This window comes from Alkaliphilus crotonatoxidans (genome assembly GCF_054658015.1).
The window spans coordinates 821,418-846,443 of record NZ_BAAHXS010000006.1 but is presented as its reverse complement, the minus strand read 5'-3'; the positions used below and the strand labels follow the sequence as shown (position 1 = coordinate 846,443).

At 40.4% G+C, this 25,026-nt stretch carries 25 protein-coding genes; 4 read left to right on the top strand and 21 right to left on the bottom strand.

Annotation, left to right across the window (positions count from 1 at the left end; translation table 11 throughout):
* Positions 1-2 precede the first annotated feature (2 nt).
* A complete protein-coding gene (locus tag ACYQ1I_RS16030) occupies positions 3-635 on the bottom strand; it encodes a DUF2953 domain-containing protein (protein ID WP_459767109.1) in 633 nt (210 codons plus the stop codon).
* A gap of 235 nt (positions 636-870) precedes the next feature.
* Between ACYQ1I_RS16030 and ACYQ1I_RS16025 the strand changes: the two genes are divergently transcribed.
* The 3 genes from ACYQ1I_RS16025 to speB all read left to right on the top strand — a co-directional run bounded on the left by ACYQ1I_RS16025 (position 871) and on the right by speB (position 3,314).
* A complete protein-coding gene (locus ACYQ1I_RS16025; RefSeq protein WP_459767107.1) occupies positions 871-1,410 on the top strand; it encodes a helix-turn-helix domain-containing protein in 540 nt (179 codons plus the stop codon).
* A gap of 214 nt (positions 1,411-1,624) precedes the next feature.
* Entirely contained in the window at positions 1,625-2,479 is an 855-nt protein-coding gene (speE, locus tag ACYQ1I_RS16020) for a polyamine aminopropyltransferase (RefSeq protein WP_459767105.1), read from the top strand.
* Entirely contained in the window at positions 2,466-3,314 is an 849-nt protein-coding gene (gene speB / locus ACYQ1I_RS16015) for an agmatinase (protein WP_459767103.1), read from the top strand. Before speE ends, speB begins: the two co-directional genes overlap by 14 nt.
* Positions 3,315-3,486: 172 nt before the next feature.
* On the opposite strand, the gene ACYQ1I_RS16010 is transcribed toward speB, so the two are convergent.
* From ACYQ1I_RS16010 to steA, 18 genes are all read right to left on the bottom strand, one after another.
* Positions 3,487-4,179: a 4'-phosphopantetheinyl transferase family protein gene (locus ACYQ1I_RS16010; protein ID WP_459767101.1), complete on the bottom strand. Its 693-nt coding sequence runs from the start codon at positions 4,177-4,179 to the stop codon at positions 3,487-3,489.
* Between the two features lie 10 nt (positions 4,180-4,189).
* Positions 4,190-4,753, bottom strand: coding sequence for an SMC-Scp complex subunit ScpB (gene scpB / locus ACYQ1I_RS16005; protein WP_459767099.1), 564 nt, complete (start codon positions 4,751-4,753; stop codon positions 4,190-4,192).
* Positions 4,754-4,769: 16 nt separating this feature from the next.
* Positions 4,770-5,513, bottom strand: coding sequence for a segregation and condensation protein A (locus tag ACYQ1I_RS16000; RefSeq protein ID WP_459767097.1), 744 nt, complete (start codon positions 5,511-5,513; stop codon positions 4,770-4,772).
* 10 nt (positions 5,514-5,523) lie between these two features.
* A complete protein-coding gene (locus tag ACYQ1I_RS15995; RefSeq protein ID WP_459767095.1) occupies positions 5,524-6,159 on the bottom strand; it encodes a site-2 protease family protein in 636 nt (211 codons plus the stop codon).
* A complete protein-coding gene (locus ACYQ1I_RS15990; RefSeq protein ID WP_459767093.1) occupies positions 6,146-8,788 on the bottom strand; it encodes a CBS domain-containing protein in 2,643 nt (880 codons plus the stop codon). The genes ACYQ1I_RS15995 and ACYQ1I_RS15990 overlap by 14 nt, the downstream gene beginning before the upstream one ends.
* 113 nt (positions 8,789-8,901) lie before the next feature.
* On the bottom strand, positions 8,902-10,062 hold the full coding sequence (locus ACYQ1I_RS15985) for a D-alanyl-D-alanine carboxypeptidase family protein (protein ID WP_459767092.1): 1,161 nt from the start codon (positions 10,060-10,062) through the stop codon (positions 8,902-8,904).
* A 267-nt stretch (positions 10,063-10,329) separates the two neighbouring features.
* On the bottom strand, positions 10,330-11,664 hold the full coding sequence (locus ACYQ1I_RS15980) for a pyrimidine-nucleoside phosphorylase (protein WP_459767091.1): 1,335 nt from the start codon (positions 11,662-11,664) through the stop codon (positions 10,330-10,332).
* Positions 11,658-12,491 carry a purine-nucleoside phosphorylase gene (locus ACYQ1I_RS15975; RefSeq protein ID WP_459767089.1) on the bottom strand — a complete coding sequence of 278 codons (834 nt, stop codon included), beginning with the start codon at positions 12,489-12,491 and terminating at the stop codon, positions 11,658-11,660. Before ACYQ1I_RS15975 ends, ACYQ1I_RS15980 begins: the two co-directional genes overlap by 7 nt.
* A 15-nt stretch (positions 12,492-12,506) precedes the next feature.
* Positions 12,507-13,325, bottom strand: a complete 819-nt coding sequence (locus ACYQ1I_RS15970; protein ID WP_459767088.1) for a purine-nucleoside phosphorylase — start codon at positions 13,323-13,325, stop codon at positions 12,507-12,509.
* Positions 13,326-13,340: 15 nt separating this feature from the next.
* Positions 13,341-14,513 (bottom strand): phosphopentomutase, encoded by a 1,173-nt coding sequence (locus ACYQ1I_RS15965; RefSeq protein ID WP_459767086.1) that lies wholly within the window; start codon positions 14,511-14,513, stop codon positions 13,341-13,343.
* Positions 14,514-14,620: 107 nt separating this feature from the next.
* The gene (gene xerD, locus ACYQ1I_RS15960; protein ID WP_459767084.1) at positions 14,621-15,505 is read right to left on the bottom strand and encodes a site-specific tyrosine recombinase XerD; all 885 of its coding nucleotides are present in this window, start codon (positions 15,503-15,505) and stop codon (positions 14,621-14,623) included.
* A gap of 211 nt (positions 15,506-15,716) precedes the next feature.
* On the bottom strand, positions 15,717-16,355 hold the full coding sequence (gene spoIIM / locus ACYQ1I_RS15955; protein WP_459767082.1) for a stage II sporulation protein M: 639 nt from the start codon (positions 16,353-16,355) through the stop codon (positions 15,717-15,719).
* A gap of 106 nt (positions 16,356-16,461) precedes the next feature.
* Positions 16,462-16,992, bottom strand: a complete 531-nt coding sequence (locus ACYQ1I_RS15950) for an NUDIX hydrolase (protein WP_459767080.1) — start codon at positions 16,990-16,992, stop codon at positions 16,462-16,464.
* A 12-nt stretch (positions 16,993-17,004) separates the two neighbouring features.
* The gene (locus ACYQ1I_RS15945; protein WP_459767078.1) at positions 17,005-18,090 is read right to left on the bottom strand and encodes a DUF3866 family protein; all 1,086 of its coding nucleotides are present in this window, start codon (positions 18,088-18,090) and stop codon (positions 17,005-17,007) included.
* A 35-nt stretch (positions 18,091-18,125) separates the two neighbouring features.
* Positions 18,126-18,938, bottom strand: coding sequence for an MraY family glycosyltransferase (locus ACYQ1I_RS15940; protein ID WP_459767076.1), 813 nt, complete (start codon positions 18,936-18,938; stop codon positions 18,126-18,128).
* Positions 18,939-18,953: 15 nt separating this feature from the next.
* A complete protein-coding gene (locus ACYQ1I_RS15935; protein ID WP_459767074.1) occupies positions 18,954-19,637 on the bottom strand; it encodes a glycosyltransferase family 2 protein in 684 nt (227 codons plus the stop codon).
* Positions 19,638-19,662: 25 nt separating this feature from the next.
* Complete coding sequence (locus ACYQ1I_RS15930) at positions 19,663-20,496, bottom strand: copper transporter (RefSeq protein WP_459767072.1); 834 nt, start codon at positions 20,494-20,496, stop codon at positions 19,663-19,665.
* Between the two features lie 17 nt (positions 20,497-20,513).
* On the bottom strand, positions 20,514-21,632 hold the full coding sequence (gene steA / locus ACYQ1I_RS15925; RefSeq protein ID WP_459767070.1) for a putative cytokinetic ring protein SteA: 1,119 nt from the start codon (positions 21,630-21,632) through the stop codon (positions 20,514-20,516).
* A gap of 151 nt (positions 21,633-21,783) precedes the next feature.
* Between steA and ACYQ1I_RS15920 the strand changes: the two genes are divergently transcribed.
* Positions 21,784-22,611, top strand: a complete 828-nt coding sequence (locus ACYQ1I_RS15920) for a RecX family transcriptional regulator (RefSeq protein ID WP_459767068.1) — start codon at positions 21,784-21,786, stop codon at positions 22,609-22,611.
* A gap of 65 nt (positions 22,612-22,676) precedes the next feature.
* Here the strand turns inward: ACYQ1I_RS15920 and spo0A are convergent, their stop codons facing one another.
* Together spo0A and spoIVB are read right to left on the bottom strand one after the other, a co-directional pair.
* A complete protein-coding gene (gene spo0A, locus ACYQ1I_RS15915) occupies positions 22,677-23,480 on the bottom strand; it encodes a sporulation transcription factor Spo0A (RefSeq protein WP_459767066.1) in 804 nt (267 codons plus the stop codon).
* 156 nt (positions 23,481-23,636) lie between these two features.
* Positions 23,637-24,944, bottom strand: a complete 1,308-nt coding sequence (gene spoIVB, locus ACYQ1I_RS15910; RefSeq protein ID WP_459768190.1) for a SpoIVB peptidase — start codon at positions 24,942-24,944, stop codon at positions 23,637-23,639.
* Positions 24,945-25,026 lie beyond the last annotated feature (82 nt).

Below are 25,026 nucleotides of genomic sequence, written 5' to 3'. Positions count from 1 at the left end.
TATCACCATCCTTTAAGCTTTTTAATTATCATTTTAAAGCCTGCAATTATAATATGGCCTACTTTTAATGTAATTATGCAATTTAACGAGGTTTGAAACAGATAGCCTCCATAATAGGGAGCAACATTGATTTTCATATCGTTGGTAGCATATTTCTGATTTAAAAGTGAAAGGATATTGGACTTAATCATCCATAAAATTCCTGTTAAAATTGCTGTAACGGCTGCATCATTAAGACCCACCACAGTGGACCAATGGATTTTTTTAACCACAATGTGACGATGGATATACCCAATAGAAGTACGATATTTTTTATAAAGCCGACTACCATTATGGTATAGCTTTTTTAGTTCACCATAGGTTACGTCATCTTTCTTTTGACCTTGAACTACCTGCTGTTGGCCCAGCTTAATATCAGAATTTATATTTAAAGAGTTGAATACACTTTTATTCTGTAATAGTTCTACAAAGGGCAATTCGAAACGATATTTAACCAGATCATGCAAAGCATAGACAACAAAGGCTAGTTCCTCCCTTTGGTCCTCCTTCAGGGCAATGATTTCAATTTTCAGATTAGAGAACACAATTATGACCAATAATGCCGTCAGTCCTATCCCTATGTAGATTCCATTCATTTATAAACCACCCTTGTTTTGATTACTATTACTATTTTTTCCAAAAAAATTTTTTGTAGACATACTCCAATTTGTCAACATGCTAATTAACTGGAATTTAATGAAAAACTATTGACTTTTCTTTAAAAAGGATTATATTTAATATATGTAAACAGAAAGTTTACTTTTAGTAAATTCATTATGTTTATGGATTTAAATATCTACGGCCCTAGTGATACACTACGGAGGTGATGATTTGGATATCGGGGAAAAAATTAAACGATTAAGACTTCTCAATGAGCTTACCCAGGAGGAACTGGCCCAGCGTTGCGATTTAACCAAAGGTTTTATTTCTAAAATAGAGAGAAACATTACCTCACCTTCTATTGCAACCCTTATGGATATTTTAGAAGCCTTGGGGACCGATGTGAAAAAATTTTTCAACGAGGATGTACAAGATAAAATTGTCTTCACGAAGGATGATATTTACCAGTCGGAAAATGAAGAGCTTGCCCATATTGTCTCCTGGTTAATACCCAATGCACAAAAAAATACCATGGAGCCCATCTTAATTGAGTTGGCACCTAAGGGAACCAGTAATGTTGAAGAGCCCCATAAGGGTGAAGAATTTGGTTACGTCTTAAAGGGAACCATTACCCTCTACCTGGGAAGTAAAAAATTCAAAATAAAAAAGGGTGAGAGCTTCTGCTTTAAGTCTAATCAGGTTCACTATATAGAAAATAGCGGCAATAAATCTGCTATTGTTTTATGGGTATCGAGTCCTCCCTCTTTTTAAATATTTGCCTTACTCCAGTCTGCTCAAAGGTCTATCGGGCCAATTCTGCCAGCTACAAAGCCATAGGCTTTAAGTTGCTGGTTTTTCGTTGGAAAGAATAATTGTATTGACTTTTCAGCAGGCTGTAGAAGACAACTTCTAATTGATTCCTGTTTAAATATGTAGATAAGTGGCATTACTAAAATATGAGGATAATTTTTAGGAGGGATTGAAGATGGAATTGTGGTATACTGAAGAGCAAACAGAAAATGTTCGTTTTTCCCTAAAGGTTAAGGAGCATTTATTTTCGGGACAAAGTGATTTTCAAAAAGTTGATGTATTAGATACATATGAATACGGCAGACTAATGACCCTGGATGGTCTGGTAATGGTCACTGAAAAGGACGAGTTTATCTATCATGATATGATTGTTCACACAGCTATGGCTGTAAACCCAGCAATTAACAGGGTTTTGGTAATTGGAGGGGGCGATGGCGGTACGGTTCGTGAGCTAATGAGATACCCCCATGTTGAAAGGGTTGACATGGTGGAAATAGACAAAATGGTTTGTGATGTAGCAAGGGACTATTTCCCTACTATTTCCAAGGATTTGGATAACCCCAGAGTGAATCTCCTTTATGAAGATGGTGTCGCCTTCATGAAGGGAAAGGAAAATGCTTACGATTTAATTATTATTGATTCAACCGACCCCGTAGGACCAGGCGAAGGGTTATTTTCCACTGAATTTTACCAAAATTGCTTTAATGCCCTAACGGAGCATGGGATTTTGGTTAATCAGAATGAAAGCCCTGTGTACCAGCAGTTTGCCAGGGAGGCCGTTCGTGCCAATGCGAAGCTAAGGGGAATTTTTCCCATTGTAGAGGTTTACCAGGCTCAAATTCCAACCTATCCCTCTGGATATTGGCTGTTTGGCTTTGCCTCAAAAAAATTCCATCCTCTGAATGACCTAAGGACTGAAATATGGAATGGTTTTGGGATTAAGACAAGGTATTACAATACAGAGCTTCACAAAGGCGCCTTTGCCCTACCCAATTATGTAAAGGAGTACATTGAAAATGGAATTGTTTAATCAATACACCTTTATTGGCTGTGAAAGCTGCCTAAAGGAAGCGGACATTGTTTTATTCGGTGCGCCCTATGATGGTACCAGTTCCTTTCGGCCAGGCTCCCGTTTTGCTGCGAGCCGTATTCGTATTGATTCCTATGGACTGGAAACCTATAGCCCCTACTTGGATCGTGACCTGGAGGATAAAAAAATCCATGATGCCGGTGATTTGAGCTTTTCCTTTGGAAATCGGGAACTGGTTTTGAATACGATTCAAGCCTTTGTTAGAGGAATTGTACAGGGGAATAAAAAGCCCCTTATGATCGGAGGAGAGCATTTGGTGACGCTGCCGGCGGTTGAGGCTGTTTATGAGCGATATCCGGAGCTGATGGTATTTCACTTTGACGCCCACACCGATTTACGAAATGATTATATGGGTGAAAAATTTTCCCATGCCACTGTGATTAAAAATATATGGGATAGGCTGGGGGATGGGCGAATATATCAATTCGGTATCCGTTCAGGCCTCAAGGAAGAGTTTCAATGGGCCGATGAAGGACATACCTTTTTAAATAAGTTTGGCTATGACAGGCTTGCTGAGGCTGTAAAAATGGTAGGTAATAAGCCTGTGTACGTTACCATAGACCTTGATATATTAGATCCTTCCATTTTCCCTGGAACTGGAACGCCAGAGCCAGGAGGTATTGGTTTTTCCGATATGATGAAAATTATAAAACAGCTCTCAAGACTTAATATTGTAGGTGCCGATGTGGTGGAGCTTTCTCCTGATTATGATCCCACAGGGGTTTCCACAGCAGTGGCATCAAAGGTTCTGCGGGAAATGATGCTGATATTGTAATCATAAAAACCCCTATTCTTAAATTGAAGGTACCGTCTTTCAATCAGAAGCAGGGGTTTTATTATTTTAAATTTAGACGCCGGTTAGCAGCCTACCCATGGTTTAGATTATCTTCCAGTTGAATGTTTTATCTACTCTACATTATAAAAATTTTCCTGAGGAATTATTCAGGTTAGCTGCCTAGTGTCTTGATAGAAAAGCTAAAGAACTCATCGAGCTGGAAAATCTGGACTTCTGCCGGAAAATGATTATTTTTTGAACAAACAGACAGCTTATAGCCATCAAAGCCCTCATATTGTTTAAAGAAATGGGGCTCTACCGGGGGGGAAAGGGTAATGTCATCCTTGCCTTTGATAATGGTAAAGGAACCTAAGCCCAATGATAATCCGTGCCCCACTGCTTTTATGTAGCTTTCCTTCAGAGTCCAAAGGTCAAAGAAATAGGAAAGCCTTTGATTAGCGGGTTGGCTGTAAAGCTGACGGCATTCGGCCGATGAGAAGAACCGATCGGCTATTTTTAAATCAATTTCATTGATTTCTTCAATATCTATTCCAACCTTGCCTTTATCAATGGCCCCTACGACCCACTGACCTGAATGAGATATATTAAAGCATAGGTCAGAAAAACCCTTAAGATAGGGTTTGCCATATTCATTTGTGCCAAAGGTAATATGTTCGATGGCTACGGGGGAATAGTGAAGGACAAGGCACCTCATTAATATTCTTCCCACAAGACTTCGCTGGGCGTCCTGCCATTTTCTAAACCGATTTATTTTTTCTTGTTCACCCTCAGATAAGTACCCTTTCAAACAGGAAAGGTACTTAGGGGACAGTTGCTTCTCTACCCTGACGGCATAAATTAACATCGATTGCCTCCTATTTATTAAAAAGTAGATCCTTTATTTCATTTTCTTCTTCGGTTAGTAATTGAAATTCAGTAATTGGCGGAAGGTCATCCAGGGAATTTAAACCAAAGCTCTTTAAAAAATTTAAGGTGGTTCCGTAGATAATTGGCCTGCCGGTTTTTTCTAAACGTCCCTTCTCTTCTATTAGATCCTTTTCTAATAGAGTGGCCAGGGCTTTATCACATTTTACTCCCCGAATCGATTCAATTTCCCCCTTGGGAATGGGCTGACGATAGGCGATAATGGCCAATGTTTCCAGGGCCGCCTGGGTCAGACCTTTATTTTGCTTTGGTTCCATTAATTTTTGCAGATATTCAAAGTGCTCGGGCCTGGTGGCTAATTGATAATGGTCATTCATTTTAATTATTTGAATTCCCCTTTTTTGGTAATTAAACTCATCAATCATTTCCTTGAGCAGTTTGGTAATGGTCTTCTCATCTGCTCCCAGGGTTTTACTGATATCCTTTAGGGACAAAGGGTCAGACCATGCAAAAAGAATAGCCTCTATTGCTGATTTGATGTGCTCTTCATTCATTTATTACACCTCTAAACTAGTTATATTCTTTTTTTTGTATTAAAATTTCTGTAAAGCAGAGGTCTTGCTTTACGGTGATTTTTTTTAGTCGAATCAGCTCAAGCAATGCCAGAAAGGTGGTAATAATTTCGTTTTTACTGCCAAGGGATTCAAATAGGCGATTGAAGTGAAGAACGGGCTTCAATGATAGCTGCTTTAGCAGGTCATTGATCTTTTCCTCAATGGTGAAGGCATCCCGCTGCATTTGTCTAAAGGGATTCCCCCCCCTTTGACGAAGGGGTTTACCTGCCAAAACTCGCTCCAGGGCCTTCATTAAATCTGGCAACTCCAATTCATCAACAGTAAAATCCTTCTCTTCTGTGTCGAAAATGAGCTCCTCCCTGGGTTTAAAATACAATTTGCTTAATAGGGATTCCTTTTCCTTAAATACCTCTGCTGCCAGCTTATATTTTTTATATTCCAGTAATTTTCTTACCAACTCATTTCGTGGATCCACCTCTTCAAACTCTAATTGCTCATTTTCCACCACCTCTACGGGCAACAGAAGCTTAGATTTGATTTCCAATAGGGTTGCTGCCATAACCAGAAATTCACTGGTCACATCCAGGTCTAGCTCTTCCATGGTCTTGATGTAATGAATGTATTGATCGGTTACCTCATTGATCGGAATATCATACAGATCGATTTCGTTCTTTTCAATCAAATGAAATAGCAGGTCAAAGGGCCCTTCAAAGGCTTCTAGTTTTATGTTATAGGCCATCTCGTTCCTCCTATAAAAACAGCATTAAGATGTTGATTAAACCCGTTATAAAAAATTCTACCACAGGAATCAACACAGCATCAATCCCATTAAAAATGATCAATGCAAAAAGCAGTATATGGGAATATTTTTGATATCGATAATAATAGTATTCTGCCCTTTCCGGCAAAAAGGTCAACAGTATTTTGGAGCCGTCCAGGGGAGGGATTGGAAAAAGATTAAATACAGCCAGCACAATATTTATTGTTATACCGTAATAGATGATATCAATAAGAAGCTGACTTTCGGAAAATACGAAAGCCAATCCCAATAAGGCGGTCAGCAGTATGGCCAGCAGCATATTGACAGTGACCCCGGCAATAGAAACCAAAAAGGTACCCAATTTTCGGTTTTTAAAATAATTGGGGTTGATCGGTACCGGCTTGGCCCAACCAAAGCCTGCAATCAACAATAAGATAAAGCCAAAGGGGTCAATATGCTTAATGGGATTCAAGCTTAATCTGCCATAGTGTTTTGCCGTAGGGTCTCCAAATCGATAGGCTACATAGGCATGGGCAAATTCATGACAGGTTATCGCCAACAGGATTCCCGGCAGGGTAATAATGATTCGATTGAGGTTAATCAAACTGAAATTAGCTGGAAACATGCCCTTCTCCCTTCAAATTTTCATATATATTTGCTGCATAGGTCAATTCGTCGGTACGATGATAAAGGCGGCCCAAAACCTTTTCCTTTAATACTGCATCTAGAATTGTTTTATAGATGGGGCCGGGTTTAATACCCATTGCCTGTAAATCCTTCCCTGATATGCTGATATGAATATCCTTCAGCTTAAGGGCATAAAAGCGCAGATAATGACGTACATAGGGATCAAAGCAATCGATGTAATAGTACACAATGATATTGGCTTCTAATGGGTGGATAAGCTGAAATAATGTAAAACGATCTACTTCCTCCTGCTTTAGAGCCCTGTATACATGGTCACGGTTTTTTAAGGCCGCCTCCATCCTACTGGCGGATCCCTGATTACTGGTAAACTGATTGATCAGTTCACCTACAGCATCATAAGATGTACTCCCCACTAGAATCAGGATTGCCAGTGTAATGGGGTTCAACTGTGATTTATAGAGGCCTTGAAACTGTTCTATGGCTTCATCTATCATGGCCAGCTTTTTTAGCGTGTGATCATCGAGCTTTAATGACGGATGCAGGCTCCGTAATATGCCATAGTCATCGAGTCTCTTGATATTTTCCGCAAGCTTTGGCTCACCCAATAGATGAAGCAGCTCTTCTCTAATTCGATCGTTACTGAGCTTTTTAATCATATTGTCCTCTATTGCCTGCTTCATAAAAAAGGTTGTCTCAGACTCAATTTCAAAGTCTAAACGGGTAGAAAAACGAAGGGCTCTAAAGATTCTGGTGGGGTCTTCAATGAAGCTGAGGTTGTAAAGAACCCTAATTTTTTTGTCCTTTAGATCCCGAAGTCCCCCAAAATAGTCTACCAGCAGACCCATTTCAGGTTTATTCAATTGAATAGCCATACAGTTTATCGTAAAATCCCTTCTGAATAAATCACTCCAAATTGAGCTCTTTTCTACCCTGGGAAGGGCCGCTGGGTACTCATAATATTCCCTTCTTGCCGTGACAATATCAATTGTTTGACCATTAGCCAGGGTAATCATGGCGGTGTTAAATTGTTCAAAGGATTTCATCGTTCCCTTTAAAGAACCATTGAGCCTTTCTGCAAAGGCGATGCCTTCTCCTTCGATGACAATATCAATATCCCAGTTAGCACGATTCAATAGAAGGTCTCGAACAAATCCACCCACTACAAAAACCTTGCTGCCAAGCTCATCTCCTATTTGCCCTGCAGTTTTAAGAATATCATAAATATCCTCTGGAAGCCTTTGTATTTGATCAAGATAGTTGATTTTCTTACTGGAATGACCCAATGAACTATTAAAGGTTTTCTTATACCAGGAGGGATAATTATGCTCTCCATGCAATACCTTAAGGAGGTCTGTTCTTGTTACAATGCCAATGATCCTATCTTCCTTCAGGACAGGCAGTCGGCCGATATGATAATCCACCAATAGACTGTTTATTTCAGTTACCGGGGTATTGGGTTCAACCGTTTTAACATGATGGCTCATGAAGCCCTTGACAGGTGCATGACCTAAGCCATGGACGATGGCTTTGTCGACATCGGTACGGGAGATAATGCCAATTAAAGTATCATTTTTCACCACCGGTAGTCCTGTATGGCCATAGCGCAGCATAATTTTATTTACCTCATGAATCGTCATCTCTTCAAAAACAGTTTTAACAGGATAACTCATAATATCCCGTGCTGTAATTTGATGCTTTGTTTTTAACCTTAGGATCTCCAGTACTTGATTATGTATTTCTGCCAGGCTGCCATCCTTCACCGATGCTGAGGCCGCCTTTGGATGTCCCCCGCCTCCGTAGGGTTTTAAAATAAAAGGGATATTTATTTCTTCTGCCTGGCTTCTGCCGATAATATAACATCGATTTTCCATTTTAACAATTAAAAATAAGGCATCGCATTTTTTAAGCGCAATCATTTTTTCCGCCATTGTGCCCAATTCGTCAACAAAGTCTTCCCGCTCCAGGGTAGAAATAATAATTTGATAGCCGTTAATATGGTGGACCTCACAGTGATTCAGCAGCATGGTCAGTAATTGATCCTGCTGAGGACCCAGGGGACTTTTGAGAAATTCATTTAATACTGTCAAATTCGCTCCATTTTTTAACAAATAAGCCACTGCTTCTGCTTCATGATAGGTGGTATGACTTAAGGTTAGGCAATGGGTATCGGTATAGATTCCCAGAGCCATCAGGGTTGCCTCAAAGGAGGTAATGGCTATATTTTTTTTAATAATTTCCTCTAATAAAATAGTCACGCAGGCCCCATAGGGTTTAATATACTGGTCCCCATCTTGTATACTGCTATCTGTAAGGGGGTGATGATCATATATGGTAATGGGAATACCAGTATTAATTAGATCTTTAAATTTGCCAATTCTATTTTTACTATTTACATCAACTATGAACATTTCCTTAACTTCTTCAAGCTTTAGTTTTCCAGCCTGGGGAATCGTCAATATATTTTTATATAATGCCATAAACTTTTTAACTTCGTCTCCCAGCTTACCGGTAAAGAACATCATGGCATCAGGATACAGCTTTGAACAGGCCACCATGCTGGCTAATCCATCAAAATCAATATTTTGGTGACTAATAATTACCCGCATCCTCTTTCTCTCCTTAATTGCATAATGATTAATTATACCATATGATGCTAAATACAAAAAGTAGGGTGGTTGAAAAACCACCCTACCGACAGCTTATTAAAACGAATTTCTGTCTAATTACCCACCATTCGTCTGAACATTCGATTGATTACATCGAGGAAAGAGGCTTTTTCAATGTCTTCCGGTGTAATAATGTCTACCCTTCCAACTTCTTTACCATTTAAAGATATAATTGCCTCTCCAATTTTTTCTCCTTTTTTAACTGGAGCCTGAAGGTATTGAGGCAGGATAATTTCCTGATCAACCTGGGCTTCCTCCCCCTTTTTCACCAACAGTTTAAATTCTTCCCTGGCAATACCGTTAATTTCGGTTACTTTTCCCTTTTGTACCGGTAAAGCCCCTAAAGTACTTTCCTTTTCAATCACATCCACGGTATTATAATTGGCAAAGCCATAATCCAATAGCTTTGCAGCCTCGCTGAAGCGTATTTGTGACGATGGGGCTCCCATAATGACGGCAATGAAGGTGGTATTGCCCCGGGTAGCCGATGCTGAAAGGCAATGCTTTGCTTCTGTGGTATAGCCGGTTTTGATACCGGTGGCACCATCATAGAAGCGAATCAGCCGATTTGTATTAACCAGCTCCTGGGTGGACTGTTTTTTTCCCACCACGACGGAATCCATCCAGGTGGTTAACCAACGATGAATTTCAGGATACTTTAGTAGCTCTCGAGACATTAAGGCGATATCATAGGCACTGGTTACATGGCCCTCTGCAGGCAGACCATTACTATTGACAAAATGGGTATTTTCCATCCCCAGTTCCTTTGCCTTTTCATTCATCCTTTGTACAAACAATTCCTCAGAGCCCGCCAGGTGTTCACCAACTGCTACACAGGCATCATTGGCGGAACGAATGGCAATTCCCTTCATCAGCTCCTCTATTGTTTTTACCTCCCCTGGCTCCAAATATAATTGGGTGCCCCCCATGCTGGATGCAAGTTCGCTGACAACCACCTGGTCCTCCAGGGTAATCTGGTTATTGGCCAATGCCTCCATGACCAAGAGCATTGTCATAATTTTAGTGACACTGGCCGGCGGCAATGCTTCATGGACATTCTTTTCATAGAGTACTGTTCCGGTTCCGGCATCAATTAAAATGGCGGAACGGGCATCTATTTCAAAGGGCTGCTGGCCGTAGACATCTAACATAGGTACAGTTAAAATAAATGTTAATACCAGCAATATGCAAATTAATCTATTAATCCTTTTCATTTTACATGCTCCTCCTTCTTCGTTTTATAGTTATCTTCCCCACGAAGGAAAAGCATTATACTTAGAGATTAGATCAGTATCAGAAAAAGACACTTGTAATTTTTTGAAATCATTTTTTTAAGCTCGCCTGTTGAATAAATACCAGTATCGTAAGATACCGAGAATCATCCACAATAGAAAGCTAAGTCGTATATTACGAAAAGACTCATGATAAAAGCCCAGTGGCAACTTTTTGAATGGTTGCTGCTGGGCTATAGAATTTAATTTTTATGACAGGTTCAATTGAGTTATGCCATCCTTGGTAACCACCCCAAAGATTAAAGGTCTGGTTTGAGGCTTTTCATCAGCAATTTTGTAAGCATTAAAGAGCTTTTTTAAGGCCTCTTCCTTTTTGCCTTCATCATTATAATAAATTGTAGCAAGGGCTTCCCCTTTTTGTACCAGGTCGCCGGTCTTTTTATGAAGGCGAATTCCAACGGTTAGATCGATGGTGCTTTCCTTGGTGGCACGGCCCGCTCCAAGGCTTAAGGCACTTAATCCCACCAATTGGGCATCAATGGATTGAATAAAGCCTGCTTTTTCTGCAATAACATGGCAATTAAATTTAGCTTGGGGTAATAACTGGGGGTCTTCGATGAAGGAGCAGTCTCCACCCTGCCTTTTTACGAAAGTCTTTAATGCCTTCAAGGCCTCCCCTGTATCGATAGCGGATTGCATTTTTTCTACTCCGGCCTCTACCGATGAAACCTTTTTAGCCAATAATAGCATATAAGCACCTAAATAAATGCATAGCTTGGTAAAATCCTTGGGCCCATGGCCTCGAAGGGTATCAACGGCCTCCATCACCTCCAGACAATTACCGATGGCACTCCCGAGGGGTTGATCCATATCGGTAACGATGCCTATGGTATCACGATTCATACGATAGCCAATTTTCACCATTTCCTGGGCTAAACTGTAGGAATCCTCCAGCGTTTTCATAAAGGCTCCAGAGCCGGTTTTAACATCCAGTAAAATGGCATCGGCGCCTGCTGCCAGCTTCTTAGACATAATACTGCTGGCGATTAAGGAAAGGTTATCCACTGTTCCCGTCACATCCCGAAGGGCATAAAGCTTTTTATCGGCCGGTGCTAAATCTTGGGTTTGACCTACCACCGCCAATTTGATCTCATTGACATTTTGAATAAATTGAATAATTTCCATTTCCACTGAAAAGCCCGGAATGGATTCCAGCTTATCGATGGTGCCCCCGGTGTGCCCCAATCCCCTGCCTGACATTTTGGCTACAGGAACACCACAGGCCGCCACCATGGCCCCCAGGGCAATGGTGGTTTTGTCTCCTACCCCCCCGGTACTGTGCTTATCCACCTTAATACCTTCAATTTTCGATAAATCCACAATACTGCCGGAATTCATCATGGCTTCGGTTAAATAGGCGGTTTCAGCTTCATTCATTTTTTGAAAATATATGGCCATTAATAAGGCTGCTGCCTGGTAATCTGGAATACTACCCTCTGTATAGCCCTGAACAAAATAATGAATTTCTTCCCTGGTTAAGGCCTCGCCATTTCTTTTTTTCAAAATTATATCGGTCATTACCATGTTAATTCTACCTCTTTAATAATAGCTTTTACTAGTTTAATGAATTTTGGCTTCGTTTGATTGGCTACCTCCATAACCTGCTCGTGGCTGATGGACTCTAGGCTGTCAGGTATGGCCATGTCTGTAACACAAGAAATTCCAAGGGTTTTAAGTCCTCCATGGGCCGCTGTAATTACCTCGGGCACGGTGGACATACCAATGGTATCGGCTCCAAATCTAGTAACCATTCTAAGCTCAGCCTTTGAAAAATAGTTAGGTCCGCTGATGGCCAGATAAACCCCTTCAAAGGTTTCAATAGCAAGCTTATTACCTACCTCATGGGCCAGGGAGATCAATTGAGGATCATAGGCCCTTGACAAATCAGGAAATCTTGGGCCAAGCTCGGGCTCATTTTTTCCCATTAAGGGATTCGTTCCCATAAAATTAATATGGTCATTGATAATCATAAGGGCACCGGGATGAAGCTTGGGATTCAATCCGCCGCAGGCGTTTGTAACTATTAACAGCTTCACTCCCAAAGCCTGCATAACCCTTACAGGAAAGGTCACCTCGGTCATGGTGTAGCCTTCATAAAAATGAAAGCGTCCCTTCATGGCCATCACCATTTTTCCCTCTAGCCTGCCAATAATTAACTGTCCTGCATGGCCCTCTACAGTTGAAACAGGGAAATTAGGTATATCAGCATAATCAATTACAACAGCATCTTCAATCTCATCGGCCAGATCCCCCAGTCCTGAACCTAAAATAAGTCCAACTTCAGGCTGCTGACTAATTTTCTCCTGTAGGCATTTCTTAGCTTCATTGATTTTTTCTATTAATTGGCTCATATGCGTCTCCTCCGATCATATATAGGTCAAAATGGTCTTGACATAATCAACAAACTGCTGCTTTACCCTTTGGGTAGTTTCAATCACCTCATCATGACTTAGGGGCTGGGGTAGAATTCCTGCTGCCATATTACTGATGCATGAGATACCTAAAACCCGTTGACCACCATGAATTGCGGCCATAACCTCGGGAACAGTGGACATGCCGACGGCATCCCCTCCAAAGAAATCGACCATTCTAATTTCAGCAGGGGTTTCATAGGTTGGCCCGCTAAAATAGGTATATACACCTTTTTGTACAGGTAAATTGATTTCTTTGGCCGCCCTTTGGGCAAGGTCAATGAGGTTTGAATCATAGGCCTGGGACATGTCTGGAAAACGAGGGCCCAGCATTGACTCATTTTTTCCCATTAATGGGTTATTAAAGGCAAAATTAATATGATCTGTAATAATCATTAAATCTCCCGGAGAAAAGCTGCGATTTACGCCACCTGCAGCATTGGTTACAATAATGGTATCTATTCCCAGTGCCTTCATAACACGAACTGGAAAGGTGACTTCTTCCATTGTATAGCCTTCATAATAATGAAAGCGCCCCTTCATGGCCATGACCATTTTGTTATTTAGCTTGCCAAAAACCAGCTCCCCTGCATGGCCCTCTACTGTAGAAACTGGAAAATGAGGAATTCGATTGTAGGGAATCGCCGTTGGATTTTCTATTTCGTCGGCTAAAATACCCAGGCCTGACCCTAAGATCAGTCCAATTTGGAGGGGCCCATTAACTTCTTTTTTCAGAAATTCGGCGGCCTCTTGAATTTTTTGCATTAAATCCATTTGTATGCTCCTTCCTTATTTAAGTATGCTATTCTTAAAGCTTTCACCCTTACCGGTGGCAGGAATCTCCAATATGTCAGATATAGTGGCGGCGATATCGGCAAAAGATTTTCTTGTTCCAATATTAACATTTTCTTTGATGTTTTCACCATAGATTAAAATGGGAATATATTCCCTGGTATGGTCACTTCCCCGGAAGGTGGGATCATTGCCGTGATCAGCCGTAAAAATAATCATATCTGTAGGTCGTAAACTTTCTAATAGGTCAGGAATTCTTTCATCCATTTCCTCCAAGGCCCTTCGGTAGCCCTCTGGATCTCTTCTATGGCCATATTTTGAATCAAAATCTACTAAATTCGTGAAAATAATGCCCTGATTATCTTTTTTGAGATAGTCAATGGTGGCCTGAATACCTGCCAAATTATCCTTGGTATGGATTGCCTCTGTTATCCCCTTCCCATTATAGATATCTTCTATTTTTCCTATGGCAATTACATCAAGACCAGAAGCCTTTGCCTTATCGAGCAGGGTATCTTCAAAGGGATCAAGGGAATAATCTCTGCGATTGGGTGTTCTTTCAAAGCTGCCTGGCTTTCCTAAGAAGGGCCTGGCAATAATACGGGCCACTGCATATTTTCCCATCATAATTTCCCTGGCAGTTTCACACATTCGGTATAATTCCTCCAGCGGAACCACCTGTTCATGGGCTGCTATCTGAAAGACGCTATCGGCTGAAGTATAGACAATTACCGCCCCGGTTTTCATATGTTCCCCCCCCAGCTCGTCTAAAATGACGGTGCCAGAGGCCGGCTTATTGCCAATGACCCTTCGCCCTGTTCTTTCCTCAAAGGTTTTAATTACCTCTTCAGGGAACCCCTGGGGGAAGGTTTGAAAGGGCTCTGTTACATGGATTCCTGCCAGCTCCCAATGGCCGGTGGTGGTATCCTTACCATTGGAAACCTCGGCCGATCTTCCGTAGGCACCCTTCACAGAAGACAGGGGTTCAATTCCTGTAACTCCATCGATATTTCCCAGGCCCAGAAGCTGTAAATTAGGTAAATTTAGTCCACCGGTTGCCTTTACTATATTTCCTATGGTATTGGCTCCCTCATCGCCAAAGGCATGGGCATCAGGAAGGGCACCAATTCCAACGCTATCCATTACAAATAAAACAACACGATTGATCATTCGCTAACATTCCTTTCATTATTTTAGTGTTATTATACCCTGATGAAAATACGTTAATATAATTTAATGACTTTTATCCAGGACCCTGGTTAAAAAAGAGCCTATTGCTAGGCCCTTGGATGTGCTTTATCATATACTTCCTTTATTTTATTTTTTGTTAAGTGCATATAGATTTGAGTTGTTGAAATATCTGAATGACCTAACATTTCCTGAACCGATTTTAAATCAGCACCGTTTTGTATCAAATGGGTAGCAAAGGAATGCCTAAGGGTATGGGGTGTTATGGTTTTTTCCAATTGAGCCTTCTTGGTGTAGGCTTTAATGATTTTCCAAAACCCCTGGCGTGTTAACCTTTTCCCGTGGCAATTTAAAAACAGAGACGGTTCATCATGCCCCTTAATAAAGCTGTTTCGATGATTTTCAAGATAACTGCTCAACACCTTAATGGCTACGGAACCAATAGGTATGATTCGTTCCTTCATGCCGTTACAGCATCGAATATAGCCCATATCAAGGTTGACATCATCAACATTTAAAGATATCAGCTCACTAACCCGAATGCCGGTTGCATATAAAAGCTCCAGCATGGCTTTATCTCTGATCCCCTTGGGTGAATCCATTTCCGGTTGATTCAGAAGCATTTCTGTTTCCCGAAGGGATAAAATGCTAGGGGCTTTTTTTTCTGCCCTGGGGGATTCCAAATTAATGGTAGGGTCCTTTTCAACACGATTCTGGGCCAGGAGAAATTGATAAAAGCTCCTGATGGAAGCGATGTTTCTGGATATGGTAGAAGCTGCCTTCCCTTTGTTTTGTAAATAAATCAGATATGTAATGATGGTGGTTTTAGTTGTTGTCTCAAGGCTTGTAATTTTATTTTCCGATAGGTACCCAACATATTGCCTGATATCTCGACGATAAGATTCCAGGGTATTTGTGGAAAGCTGCTTTTCATTTGCTAAATAATCGGTAAAATCTTCTATTAGTTCATACATTTTTCAATAACTCCCTCTATTCAATTAAAACAAATAATAATAAATAAGTGCATTATGCTTTAAGCTTTAGATTAAAACTTTTTATTTCACACCCTAGAATGTCTATTATTTCCTATAGACCCATATTTCAATTATTCGTCGAATCAAATAGAATTCCTGCAAAAAAATATTTTTTTATTATTTTTCTGCCCATTTCGACTGGAACAAGTTATCAAGCCCCCGTGGCCCTTACAATTAGCTTGATAAAAAATGGGACAATAAAAGATTCAATCAGGGCCGCAAAGACCATTACCAATGCTGCCATCAAGTGAATATAGCTATAGGCTATTAGCTTCTTTGAAAAATGAAAGGCCCTGGTTTTATTGATCCTGCTCTTAATAAAGCTAAGGGAAAAGCTGACTGAACAGACGGCAATAAAAAGAAAGGCTGGTATTATCAGAATCTGGTGAGGCAGTACCGCAAAAAGAAACAGTAATATTCCCTGGAGCTTGAATTCTTCGATCAGAAGGCCAACGGTAAAGCCCATTACAAAGCCCTTGAAGCCTATAATTAAAAAAATAAAGGGTAATCCGACAATTAAAATACCCATCAACCAGTTTAAAAATAAAAGCTGTAGGTTGTTATTGATGGACTGTTTAAAAATATCAAAGCCTTTGGGGCTATTATGATCAAATAATTGAAAAAAACCTCTTAAATAGGTAACCAGCTCCAGCTTTTGGTGTCCGTCAACGGCCTTAACGGTAAAGGCCCCTACAGAAATACCAATTAAAAAGCAAAAGAATACAAAAAAATATATAGCAAGATGATCCCGTACATGCTTTTTAATGAATTCTATTATTCTGTTTGGCACAAATAAACCCCCTTATCAGACAATCTTATATTTAAAACAATATGCCTGATTAAGAAGTTTTATGCCTTGTCCTTTAGGCGAATTTACATGGTGAAATATGGATTCATTAACTGATTCGTTGATATTGCAGGATGGCAATAATGGTTTTACTGTCTTTGATTTCTCCCCTGTCGAGGGCTTGTAGGGCCTCCTCTAGGGTCAGATAGATAACTTCAATATATTCATCTTCATCGGGACTGGCAGTGCCGGGCCTTAGCTCACTGGCCAGGAAAATATGTAACACCTCATTAGAAAAACCAGGACTGGTGTAAAAATCCATCATCTTTGAAATGGAATTGGCTTGAAAGCCTGTCTCCTCCTCAAGTTCTCGCCTGGCACAGTCAATAGGTGCCTCCTCTGGCTCTATCCGGCCAGCAGGAATCTCCAATAATGTATCTTCTACCGATTTTCTAAATTGCTTTACGAATATAAGCTTGTTCTCTTCTGTTATTGCCAGAATACCGACGGCTCCGTCATGCTCAACAATTTCTCTCTTGGAGTATTTTCGATCAGGCAGCTCTACCGTATCAACTCGTAAATTAATTACCTTTCCTTCATATATTCGCTCACTTTTTAAGGTTTTTTCATCAATCTTCATCTTTTTTTCCTCCTATTCTTTTCCCTGGCCTATCTTGGTAAGACCATACTGGGCGGCAGCGCCACAGGCTAAGAAAAAGGCTTCATCCTGGTGAAATCCTCGACCCATGGTATTGACTTCTAGTTGAAAAAAATTCAGTGCTTCCTTCAATATGCTTCCATCCACTTCTACAATATAGTGTTTTTGAATATTTTTCAAGCTATTTATTTGTTTAACAATGACTTCTCTTTGGGGAGGGGAGATTTTGGGCAGTATCACATGGGTGGGCTGGTGGGTTAGCTTATCCAGCACCGTTAAGCTGTGATGGCTGATGCCCTGGTGCCTCTTACGCTGATCTGAGAAGCTAATCCGGGGAACAAAAATTGAAGTTCCCCCCAATTGATAGACGGCATCCAGAATGGGCCCCTGTTCTACCCCCGAAAATCCAAAGGGGGTGGATGTTCCCACAATCCCTGGGCCCATGGTGACAATTGCCACATGGCAACGGACAATTTCCTTAGCTGCAATTAATCCGTTATAAATATTAACACATTCATAATCGCCCCCGAAGGAATGACCGATGGTAATGGTTTTATCCAGTAATTTTTTTTGCTTCAGTATTGATACTGTACGGCTTAGCTCAATAGGAAGGGCGGCTCCGTCGGTCATAATATAGGCAATTTTTAAATTTTCAGCTCTGTATTTCAAGGTGCAAACCAGCGGTAAAAGCATGCTGTGGAGTTCAGCAACCAACACAGGTAATCGATCAAGGCTTTTAAAGTCAATAAAGGATTGATGAAAGGGACTGTTTTGCTCTTCTGCCGCCAACACCTTTAACTGCATAGGCGTATATCGAAGCTTCATAATATGCCCCGGGCCCCTTAAGGGCTTTTCTGAGTGCCTGGTATTATAAATAACAAAGTGGGCGCCTCCTGTTCCCAGGCCCAATTCCATGGCTGTGGTATTGACGATTACTTGATCACCTATTTCAATGGCTCCCGTCAGGATACCATAGTTGATTGCCCTCGCTTCTTTATCATCAATTATTACGGTGACTTCTGAATAATCGTTTTGTTGATATTGAATTTTTTTCACAATTCCCATTTGATAGCTCAGCATATTGTACACCCCTTTTATACAGAAGGTCTGTTCATTTATTTTCTACCCAATTCGTCCAGGTAATTCAGTATACGATTCTTTTTAATTAAGGCAGTAATGGAATGCTTTTCTGCAATCAAGTGAATAAATAGCAGTAATACTAATATGATTAGCCTTAACCTTAGGCTTAAGCTATATACAATGCCTATTCCAAGGGCTATTCCCAGGGGGTTGGCCCCCACATCGCCCAGCATTCCCTTCCCCTTTAAGTCGAAGGGCAGATAGGCCAGGCTAAAGCCCAGCAGGGATACAAGCTGTAGACTTAATTCCCTCATGATGCCACTCAATAAAAGAATTGCATCGATTAATATGAAAAATTTAATGGCTCTCCCGGGTCTAAGGTCTAACAGATTTAACAAATTGGTCATCAACCCTAAAATCATCAAATCAATTATAAAGCTTGAAATGGGCCTGGAAAGGGCCAGGCTGACCTTGAAGGCAACCATTCCCCCAATCAGCAGCTTTAAAGCTCCGGTGGTGATTTTACCCTTGAAAAGGGCACCGATGTGGCCCTTAAAGCCAAGGGTATCTCGGTTTCCCAGCATATCATCCAGGACCCCTACAAAGGCAATTGTCACGATGGCGCTCATAAAAAGAAGGGAAATAGGATCATTATTTCTTAAGAAAATGTTTTGCAGGATATTGGATAAAAGTAAAACGGGAACAATTGCAATACCCATTCCTACCGGAATCGCCTTTCCCTGATAATTTTTTTTAATCATGTTCCCTTCAATCAATAATCCCTGAAGGTGGGGAACAAAAATTAGTGTTGTAACTGTCGTAATCATTAAAAGGATAAAAGTTTCCATTCATTGGCCGCCTTTCTACTCATGAAAGCCCTTCATGAGTATAACTTTGAAAATATGTATAAATTGCCTGCCTCGATGAAGGAAGCCCCTCAGGTCTCTTCCTGTTTCATTATGTTTCATTTCAACAGGAACCTCTTTTATTGCTACGCCCTGTCGCAGCAGGTCAATGGTCATTGAAAGTTCAATTCCGTAACCATTATGGGGGATTTTTATATGATTGAGGATTTCCCTTTTAAAGGCCCGTTGTCCTGAAAGGGCCGACCGAATACTTTTTCCTGTATAGATTTTTTGCCCCAGGTAAATAAGCCCCTTCACCAGACCAAAGCCGCCCTTTTTTTTAGGTGATGGGAACTGAGCGATGGTAACTTCAGCTTCTCCCCTTAAAAGGGGCTGTATCAACTTTTCCGCTTCCCGGCTGCTTTCTTCTAAGTCGCCATCTAAAAAAACAATAATATCAGCCCCTTCGGAGGCTGCTTTCAGGCCTGTCTTCAAAGCAGTAGCCTTGCCACGGTTTTTTTCATGCTTAATCAGCCTCACATTGGAAAAGCCCCTTAGGATTTCACTTGTGTTATCGGTGGATCCGTCGTCTACCACAATAATTTCCTGAATGAGGTCTACAGACATTAGTCCTTTAAGGGTTTTTAAAATTCTTTCTCCTTCATTATAGACGGGTATAATGGCAGCAACATAGGAATTCAAGGAAATCGCCTCCAAATGTACAAAATCAACCTTCTGGATCTAAGGTGATGACTAATGATATTTTCCCCATGGTTGTGTTGATCTGGTCAATAACAGGAATATTTCTCTTCTGATAATAGGGTAAATAAGAATAGCTTACGTCATTTCTTTCTACACCAACAATGGAAATACCATGGTTTAACAAGGTATCCATCAGGGATAAATCTACCATTGTCAGCTTTTGCGTCCCCTCAACCAGGCCGCCCCCGGCCATAATTACCTGTTTTGCGGGATTTTTTACGTATGAAGTCTCATCGTATATGTATTTTATGTATCCTTCCCGGGCAAGGGTTTTTAGTAGAAGCGATTCATTTCCTTCCAAAATTAATTTCACAACCTCGTTATTGATAATTCCGGCAAGCTCCTGAAGACCGTTAACCTGAACAGAGGTTCCTTCCTCTGTATCAAGGCTAACGGATTGGACCCCATGGATTTTATCAGTTATTTGTATTTCGATGGGAATCGTTGCGCCGGCACCTTCAAGTACATTTCTAATATCGCTATAATAATAATTATCTGTGGTAATGATAATGGCCATAGACATATCAATTAACTGATTGTTAATTACTTCATCATAAATGATGTCGATAAAATTCATATTTTTTTGATTTTCAATTTTTAATTGCTCTATCTGGGTTGTAAAATATTCCTTTTCGATTCTAAGCTCACTAAATCTTTCTTCAAGGGATTCCAGAAGAATTTTTTGCTGATTAATATAGATATCGTTACTGTTAAGATTGAATCCAATGACAATTCCCAATCCAATTGAAATGAAAATAGCTACGATGGTAATGACATAATAACGGATATTAATAACCATATAGCAGGCCTCCTTATCTAGTAGCCTAAATACAATCTTATACGCATGTATAAAAGCCTCAAAAGGTATCGAAAGGGTTCAGATAGAGCGGTAATAATTAAAATAGGAATTAAAGAAGCCAATCCAATATAAAAAAGATGACTAAAATCGCCATTATTACAGTATAATTGGCTAACTCCCTTGGCATCCACCAGCCTTGTTCCAATTTTCATTCTAACCAGAAAAGTACTACCCATTCCCTTTCTGCCCTTTTCTAAGAAATCAATCATATTGCTATGGGTTCCCACCACGACAATTAACTCTGCCCCCAGTTCATAGGCATAGAGCATGGCAATGTCTTCACTGGTACCTGAAGCAGGGAAGGTTTGGGCCTTTAATTGCAGATTTTCTATGCGTCTAAGTCCAGGCGCCCTGCCATCGGGATAGGCATGGACGATGATTTCCTTGGATCTTTTTAAACAACGATCACTAACACTGTCCATATCTCCAATTAATAAATCCGGAGTAAAACCAAATTCCATCAGGGCATCGCCTCCTCCGTCAACACCAATCAAAAGGGGTTTAACCTCTTTTATATAGGATCGAATGGCTGCCAGGTCTTCCCGATAGCTTTTTCCCCTGACCACCACCAGAACGTGTTTGCCCTTAAAGCTTAGCGATGTTTTAGGGAGCTTAAGCTCCTCTAATATTAGTGCTTTTTCCCTTTCTGCGTAGTGAAGGGTATTGTCAATAAAATAGTTTAGCTGATGCTTTAAATTTTTCTCTGCTTCCCCTAGAGCTTGCGCTACTTCCTGGGGGGAAAGCTGTTTAAGGGTCGCAATCATTCTATCTTCAATATAAAGAGCTTCCTTTGATACCCTGACCCAGTCTCCCTCCTGAAGGGCTTCAAAGGGGTTTCCTTCGATCACTTCGTAAAGAGGAATTTTATATTTCAAAAGTTGACTGGGTCCCAAATTGGGATATTTACCGCTAATTGATTTTGAACAATTGATTACAGCCGCCACCTTTTTAGAAACCAGAGAATTAGCAGCAATTTCATCCAGATCCTCGTGTTGAATGACGGCTATATCGCCTGGCTGAAGTCTTTCAATCAGATTTTTTGTCTTTTGATCCAGCTTAACCTGGCCCTCTGGCATAAAATCTCCTCCATTAGCTATTGATTGTATTATTTGTAGTATTATAATAAACATGCTAAAAATCTAAAAAGATATTGTCACCTTGGCTTTTAATTTATCCTGAAATGAATTAGAATAAAAGAATCGAAATCAACACAAAGGAAGTGATTGTATGAAAACAATTACTGGTATTGAACAGCAAAGAGGCAACCATGATCGGTACAATATATTTCTGGATGATGAGTATGGCTTTAGCTGTCACGTGGAAATTATAACTCGTTTTAAACTTAAGAAGGGCTTAAGGATTGATGTGGGCGGTCTTCAGGAGCTAATACGGGAGAATAATCTAAAGGAAGCCTTTCATCAGGCCCTTGGCTACCTTTCTAGTCGACAAAGAACACAACAGGAGATTATTAATTATCTTAAAAGAAAGGGCTATGATGAGGAAGTAACGGCAGTAACCCTGGGAAAGTTAGCTCATTACCAGTTTGTTGATGATGAAAAATATGTACAAAGCTTTGTGGGTTATAAGGGAAAGTCTCAATTAAAGGGAAGACTTCGAATTCGTCAGGAGTTACATCAACGGGGCGTTGATAAAGAGATGATTGAAGCAGGCTTAGAACAATACAGCCTCCAGGAGGAGCAAGATAACTGCAACAAAATAGCCATGAAATATTTTTTATCTAAGCAGAAGCTGCCCTTAAATCAAATTAAAGAAAAGCTTACTATCAAGCTCTTAAATAAAGGATATGGCTGGGAGCTAATTCAAGGTGCAATGGACTATCTCGATCAGGATCAGGAAGTTCAGGATGTCATTGCTCAGCAGGAGGATACATATCAGATTCAAGCCAGGGAACTGGCTGCAAAGCTGCTGCAAAAAAATCAAAAAAAAGCTAAAAATCCGTATCAGCTTAAAATGAAGATCATAGCGGGCCTCAAGCAAAAAGGCTTTGATGATAAGGCTATATCTGTGGCCCTGGAGGAATTGAAGCTAAATTAACATAATTATATTATAAGAAAATAGAAAAACCAGTTATGAAAAAGCTAACTGGTTTTTCTGTGGGCTTAACTTACCTGTTGTTCTAATCTAAGTTTATCCGCCACCATGGCAATGAATTCTGAGTTGGTTGGCTTACCTTTATCAGTGTTAATTGTATATCCAAAGAGATTATTGATGGTATCCACCTTACCTCTACTCCAGGCTACTTCTATGGCATGTCTGATGGCCCGTTCAACTCTGCTGGCAGTAGTATTGTATTTTTTAGCAATGGAAGGATAAAGCTCCTTAGTTACAGCACTAAGCAATTCAACGTTAGCTACTACCATGGTAATGGCCTCTCGCAAATACAAATAACCTTTAATATGGGCTGGTACACCAATTTCATGGATAATATTGGTGATTTCAGCCTCAAGGCTGCGGCTGTTATTAATCAATGACTTATGCTGGTTGATAACCGGAGGCCTTTTCTTTTCAACATTGGTAGTGCTGCTTCCCATGGTTTGTCTGATTCTTTCTATGAAGACCTCAAAATCGAAGGGCTTAATAACGTAATAATCTGCTCCAAGATTAATAGCCCTTTGTGTAATTTTGTCCTGTCCTACGGCAGATAAGATGATGATTTTAGGAAATTTTTCGAGATTGATGCTATTAAGTTTCTCCAACACACCCAGGCCATCTAAATGTGGCATAATAATATCCAGCACCACCACATCCGGTGACCTTTGACTGATTAATTCTACAGCCTCCAGACCATCCTTTGCAATACCCACTACCTCAATATCCTGTTGCCTCTCAAGATATTCGCTTAAGATATCACAAAAATCCTCATTATCATCGGCAATTAAAACATTAATTCTCTGATTTTTCACTGGTAACCCCCCTGATTTAGCTTTTCTTTTAGATTTCACATTTCACGAATACATTTCGACAAATGAAATTGTATTCCTTCCTATTCAAAAAATTAATTCCTTTTTGGGGGGATAAATCGTTCTTTCTTTTTTGTTTATTTTCAATGATTTTTTACATCAGCTGGGCTGTAAACTGTCGAATACACCCGATTCCTGAAGCATCCACTCGATAAAAATTCCATAGCCCCGGGTAGGATCATTTACCAATACGTGGGTAACAGCACCAACCACCCGGTTGTTTTGTATAATTGGACTGCCGCTCATTCCTTGAACAATTCCTCCGGTTTTATCCAATAATCGCTCATCGGTAACTCTTATAATCATACTCTTACCATCTGGTTTAGATTGGTGTATCACTCTTAATATCTCAATTTCATACTTTTCCACCTGATTATCGTCCAGTGTAGTTAAAATATAGGCGGGTCCTTCTTTTATTTCGTGTTGATAGGCAATTTCCATTGGCTGATGATAGCTGCCCTTCATATCCCTTAGCACTTCACCATATACTCCATAGGGTGAGTTTTTTTTCAATATGCCAATGGGATTATTCACATCATGAAAGATACCTCTTATTTCGCCAGGCTTTCCCTTTTTTCCTTCCTGAATGGAAATAACCTTTGATGCCATTACCTCGCCATCCTTAATGGACATTAGGGAGCCGGTATCAACATCGGCAATTCCGTGGCCCAGGGCCCCGAATTTTCCCGTATCCTCATGATAGAAGGTTAGTGTACCAACCCCGGCAGTCTTATCACGGACCCACAATCCCAAACGATATTGACCATCCTCTTGAGCCCTTACGGGATAAAGGGTGGCGCTATATTCTGTATTGTTTCTTCTTAATGAAAGGACAATTGGATTTTGACCATTTTTCTGGATTAGCTCTGCTACATGGAGGGCATTTTCAACCGGTTGATGATTTACAGCCAACAGAGTGTCTCCAACCTTGATGCCACCTGCTTCAGCCGGACTTATCTTTTGACCGGCTTCATTGATGATGTCGGCAATTCCCACCACCAGTACACCCTCTGTATTGAGCTTGACACCAATGGATTGTCCTCCGGGTATTACTTCAAATTTTGGAACAACATTTACTTTAACGGTTTTGTAGGGAATAAAACCAAGAATACGGTATTCTAGATCTGCCGTCCCTTTATTGATTGTTTTTAATTCGATCCCCCGATTTAGTCTTTCTCTAATGCCCGCGGCCACATTAACCTGGTTGATTTGCAAAATGTCAGATTCCTCTGAATTAATGGAGAAGGAAAGGGGAAATCTTGAATTAATAATATGCTGATCCCCCATTTGCAGGTTATATTCAGAGGGGATGGCACCTGTAATATCTAAAACTAAAAGATACATAAGCAATAGTGAAAAGGCGCAAGCCACAATACTGGTAATAAATTTTAGCTTCTTTTTATGCATCAATTTAATCACGCTCCCAATAAGCCTTACTAGTACCCTGTCGCAATTAAATTCTAGGTTATCCCTCTGGTTAAACTGTTGT

Excerpts from the sequence above, each read along its gene's own strand:
- ACYQ1I_RS16030 (WP_459767109.1), bottom strand. The coding sequence starts at position 635 with ATGAATGGAATCTACATAGGGATAGGACTGACGGCATTATTGGTCATA.
- speE (WP_459767105.1), top strand. The coding sequence starts at position 1,625 with ATGGAATTGTGGTATACTGAAGAGCAAACAGAAAATGTTCGTTTTTCC.
- speB (WP_459767103.1), top strand. The coding sequence starts at position 2,466 with ATGGAATTGTTTAATCAATACACCTTTATTGGCTGTGAAAGCTGCCTA.
- ACYQ1I_RS16010 (WP_459767101.1), bottom strand. The coding sequence starts at position 4,179 with ATGTTAATTTATGCCGTCAGGGTAGAGAAGCAACTGTCCCCTAAGTAC.
- scpB (WP_459767099.1), bottom strand. The coding sequence starts at position 4,753 with ATGAATGAAGAGCACATCAAATCAGCAATAGAGGCTATTCTTTTTGCA.
- ACYQ1I_RS16000 (WP_459767097.1), bottom strand. The coding sequence starts at position 5,513 with ATGGCCTATAACATAAAACTAGAAGCCTTTGAAGGGCCCTTTGACCTG.
- ACYQ1I_RS15995 (WP_459767095.1), bottom strand. The coding sequence starts at position 6,159 with ATGTTTCCAGCTAATTTCAGTTTGATTAACCTCAATCGAATCATTATT.
- ACYQ1I_RS15990 (WP_459767093.1), bottom strand. The coding sequence starts at position 8,788 with ATGCGGGTAATTATTAGTCACCAAAATATTGATTTTGATGGATTAGCC.
- ACYQ1I_RS15985 (WP_459767092.1), bottom strand. The coding sequence starts at position 10,062 with ATGAAAAGGATTAATAGATTAATTTGCATATTGCTGGTATTAACATTT.
- ACYQ1I_RS15980 (WP_459767091.1), bottom strand. The coding sequence starts at position 11,664 with ATGGTAATGACCGATATAATTTTGAAAAAAAGAAATGGCGAGGCCTTA.
- ACYQ1I_RS15975 (WP_459767089.1), bottom strand. The coding sequence starts at position 12,491 with ATGAGCCAATTAATAGAAAAAATCAATGAAGCTAAGAAATGCCTACAG.
- ACYQ1I_RS15970 (WP_459767088.1), bottom strand. The coding sequence starts at position 13,325 with ATGGATTTAATGCAAAAAATTCAAGAGGCCGCCGAATTTCTGAAAAAA.
- ACYQ1I_RS15965 (WP_459767086.1), bottom strand. The coding sequence starts at position 14,513 with ATGATCAATCGTGTTGTTTTATTTGTAATGGATAGCGTTGGAATTGGT.
- xerD (WP_459767084.1), bottom strand. The coding sequence starts at position 15,505 with ATGTATGAACTAATAGAAGATTTTACCGATTATTTAGCAAATGAAAAG.
- ACYQ1I_RS15950 (WP_459767080.1), bottom strand. The coding sequence starts at position 16,992 with ATGAAGATTGATGAAAAAACCTTAAAAAGTGAGCGAATATATGAAGGA.
- ACYQ1I_RS15945 (WP_459767078.1), bottom strand. The coding sequence starts at position 18,090 with ATGCTGAGCTATCAAATGGGAATTGTGAAAAAAATTCAATATCAACAA.
- ACYQ1I_RS15940 (WP_459767076.1), bottom strand. The coding sequence starts at position 18,938 with ATGGAAACTTTTATCCTTTTAATGATTACGACAGTTACAACACTAATT.
- ACYQ1I_RS15930 (WP_459767072.1), bottom strand. The coding sequence starts at position 20,496 with ATGGTTATTAATATCCGTTATTATGTCATTACCATCGTAGCTATTTTC.
- steA (WP_459767070.1), bottom strand. The coding sequence starts at position 21,632 with ATGCCAGAGGGCCAGGTTAAGCTGGATCAAAAGACAAAAAATCTGATT.
- ACYQ1I_RS15920 (WP_459767068.1), top strand. The coding sequence starts at position 21,784 with ATGAAAACAATTACTGGTATTGAACAGCAAAGAGGCAACCATGATCGG.
- spoIVB (WP_459768190.1), bottom strand. The coding sequence starts at position 24,944 with ATGCATAAAAAGAAGCTAAAATTTATTACCAGTATTGTGGCTTGCGCC.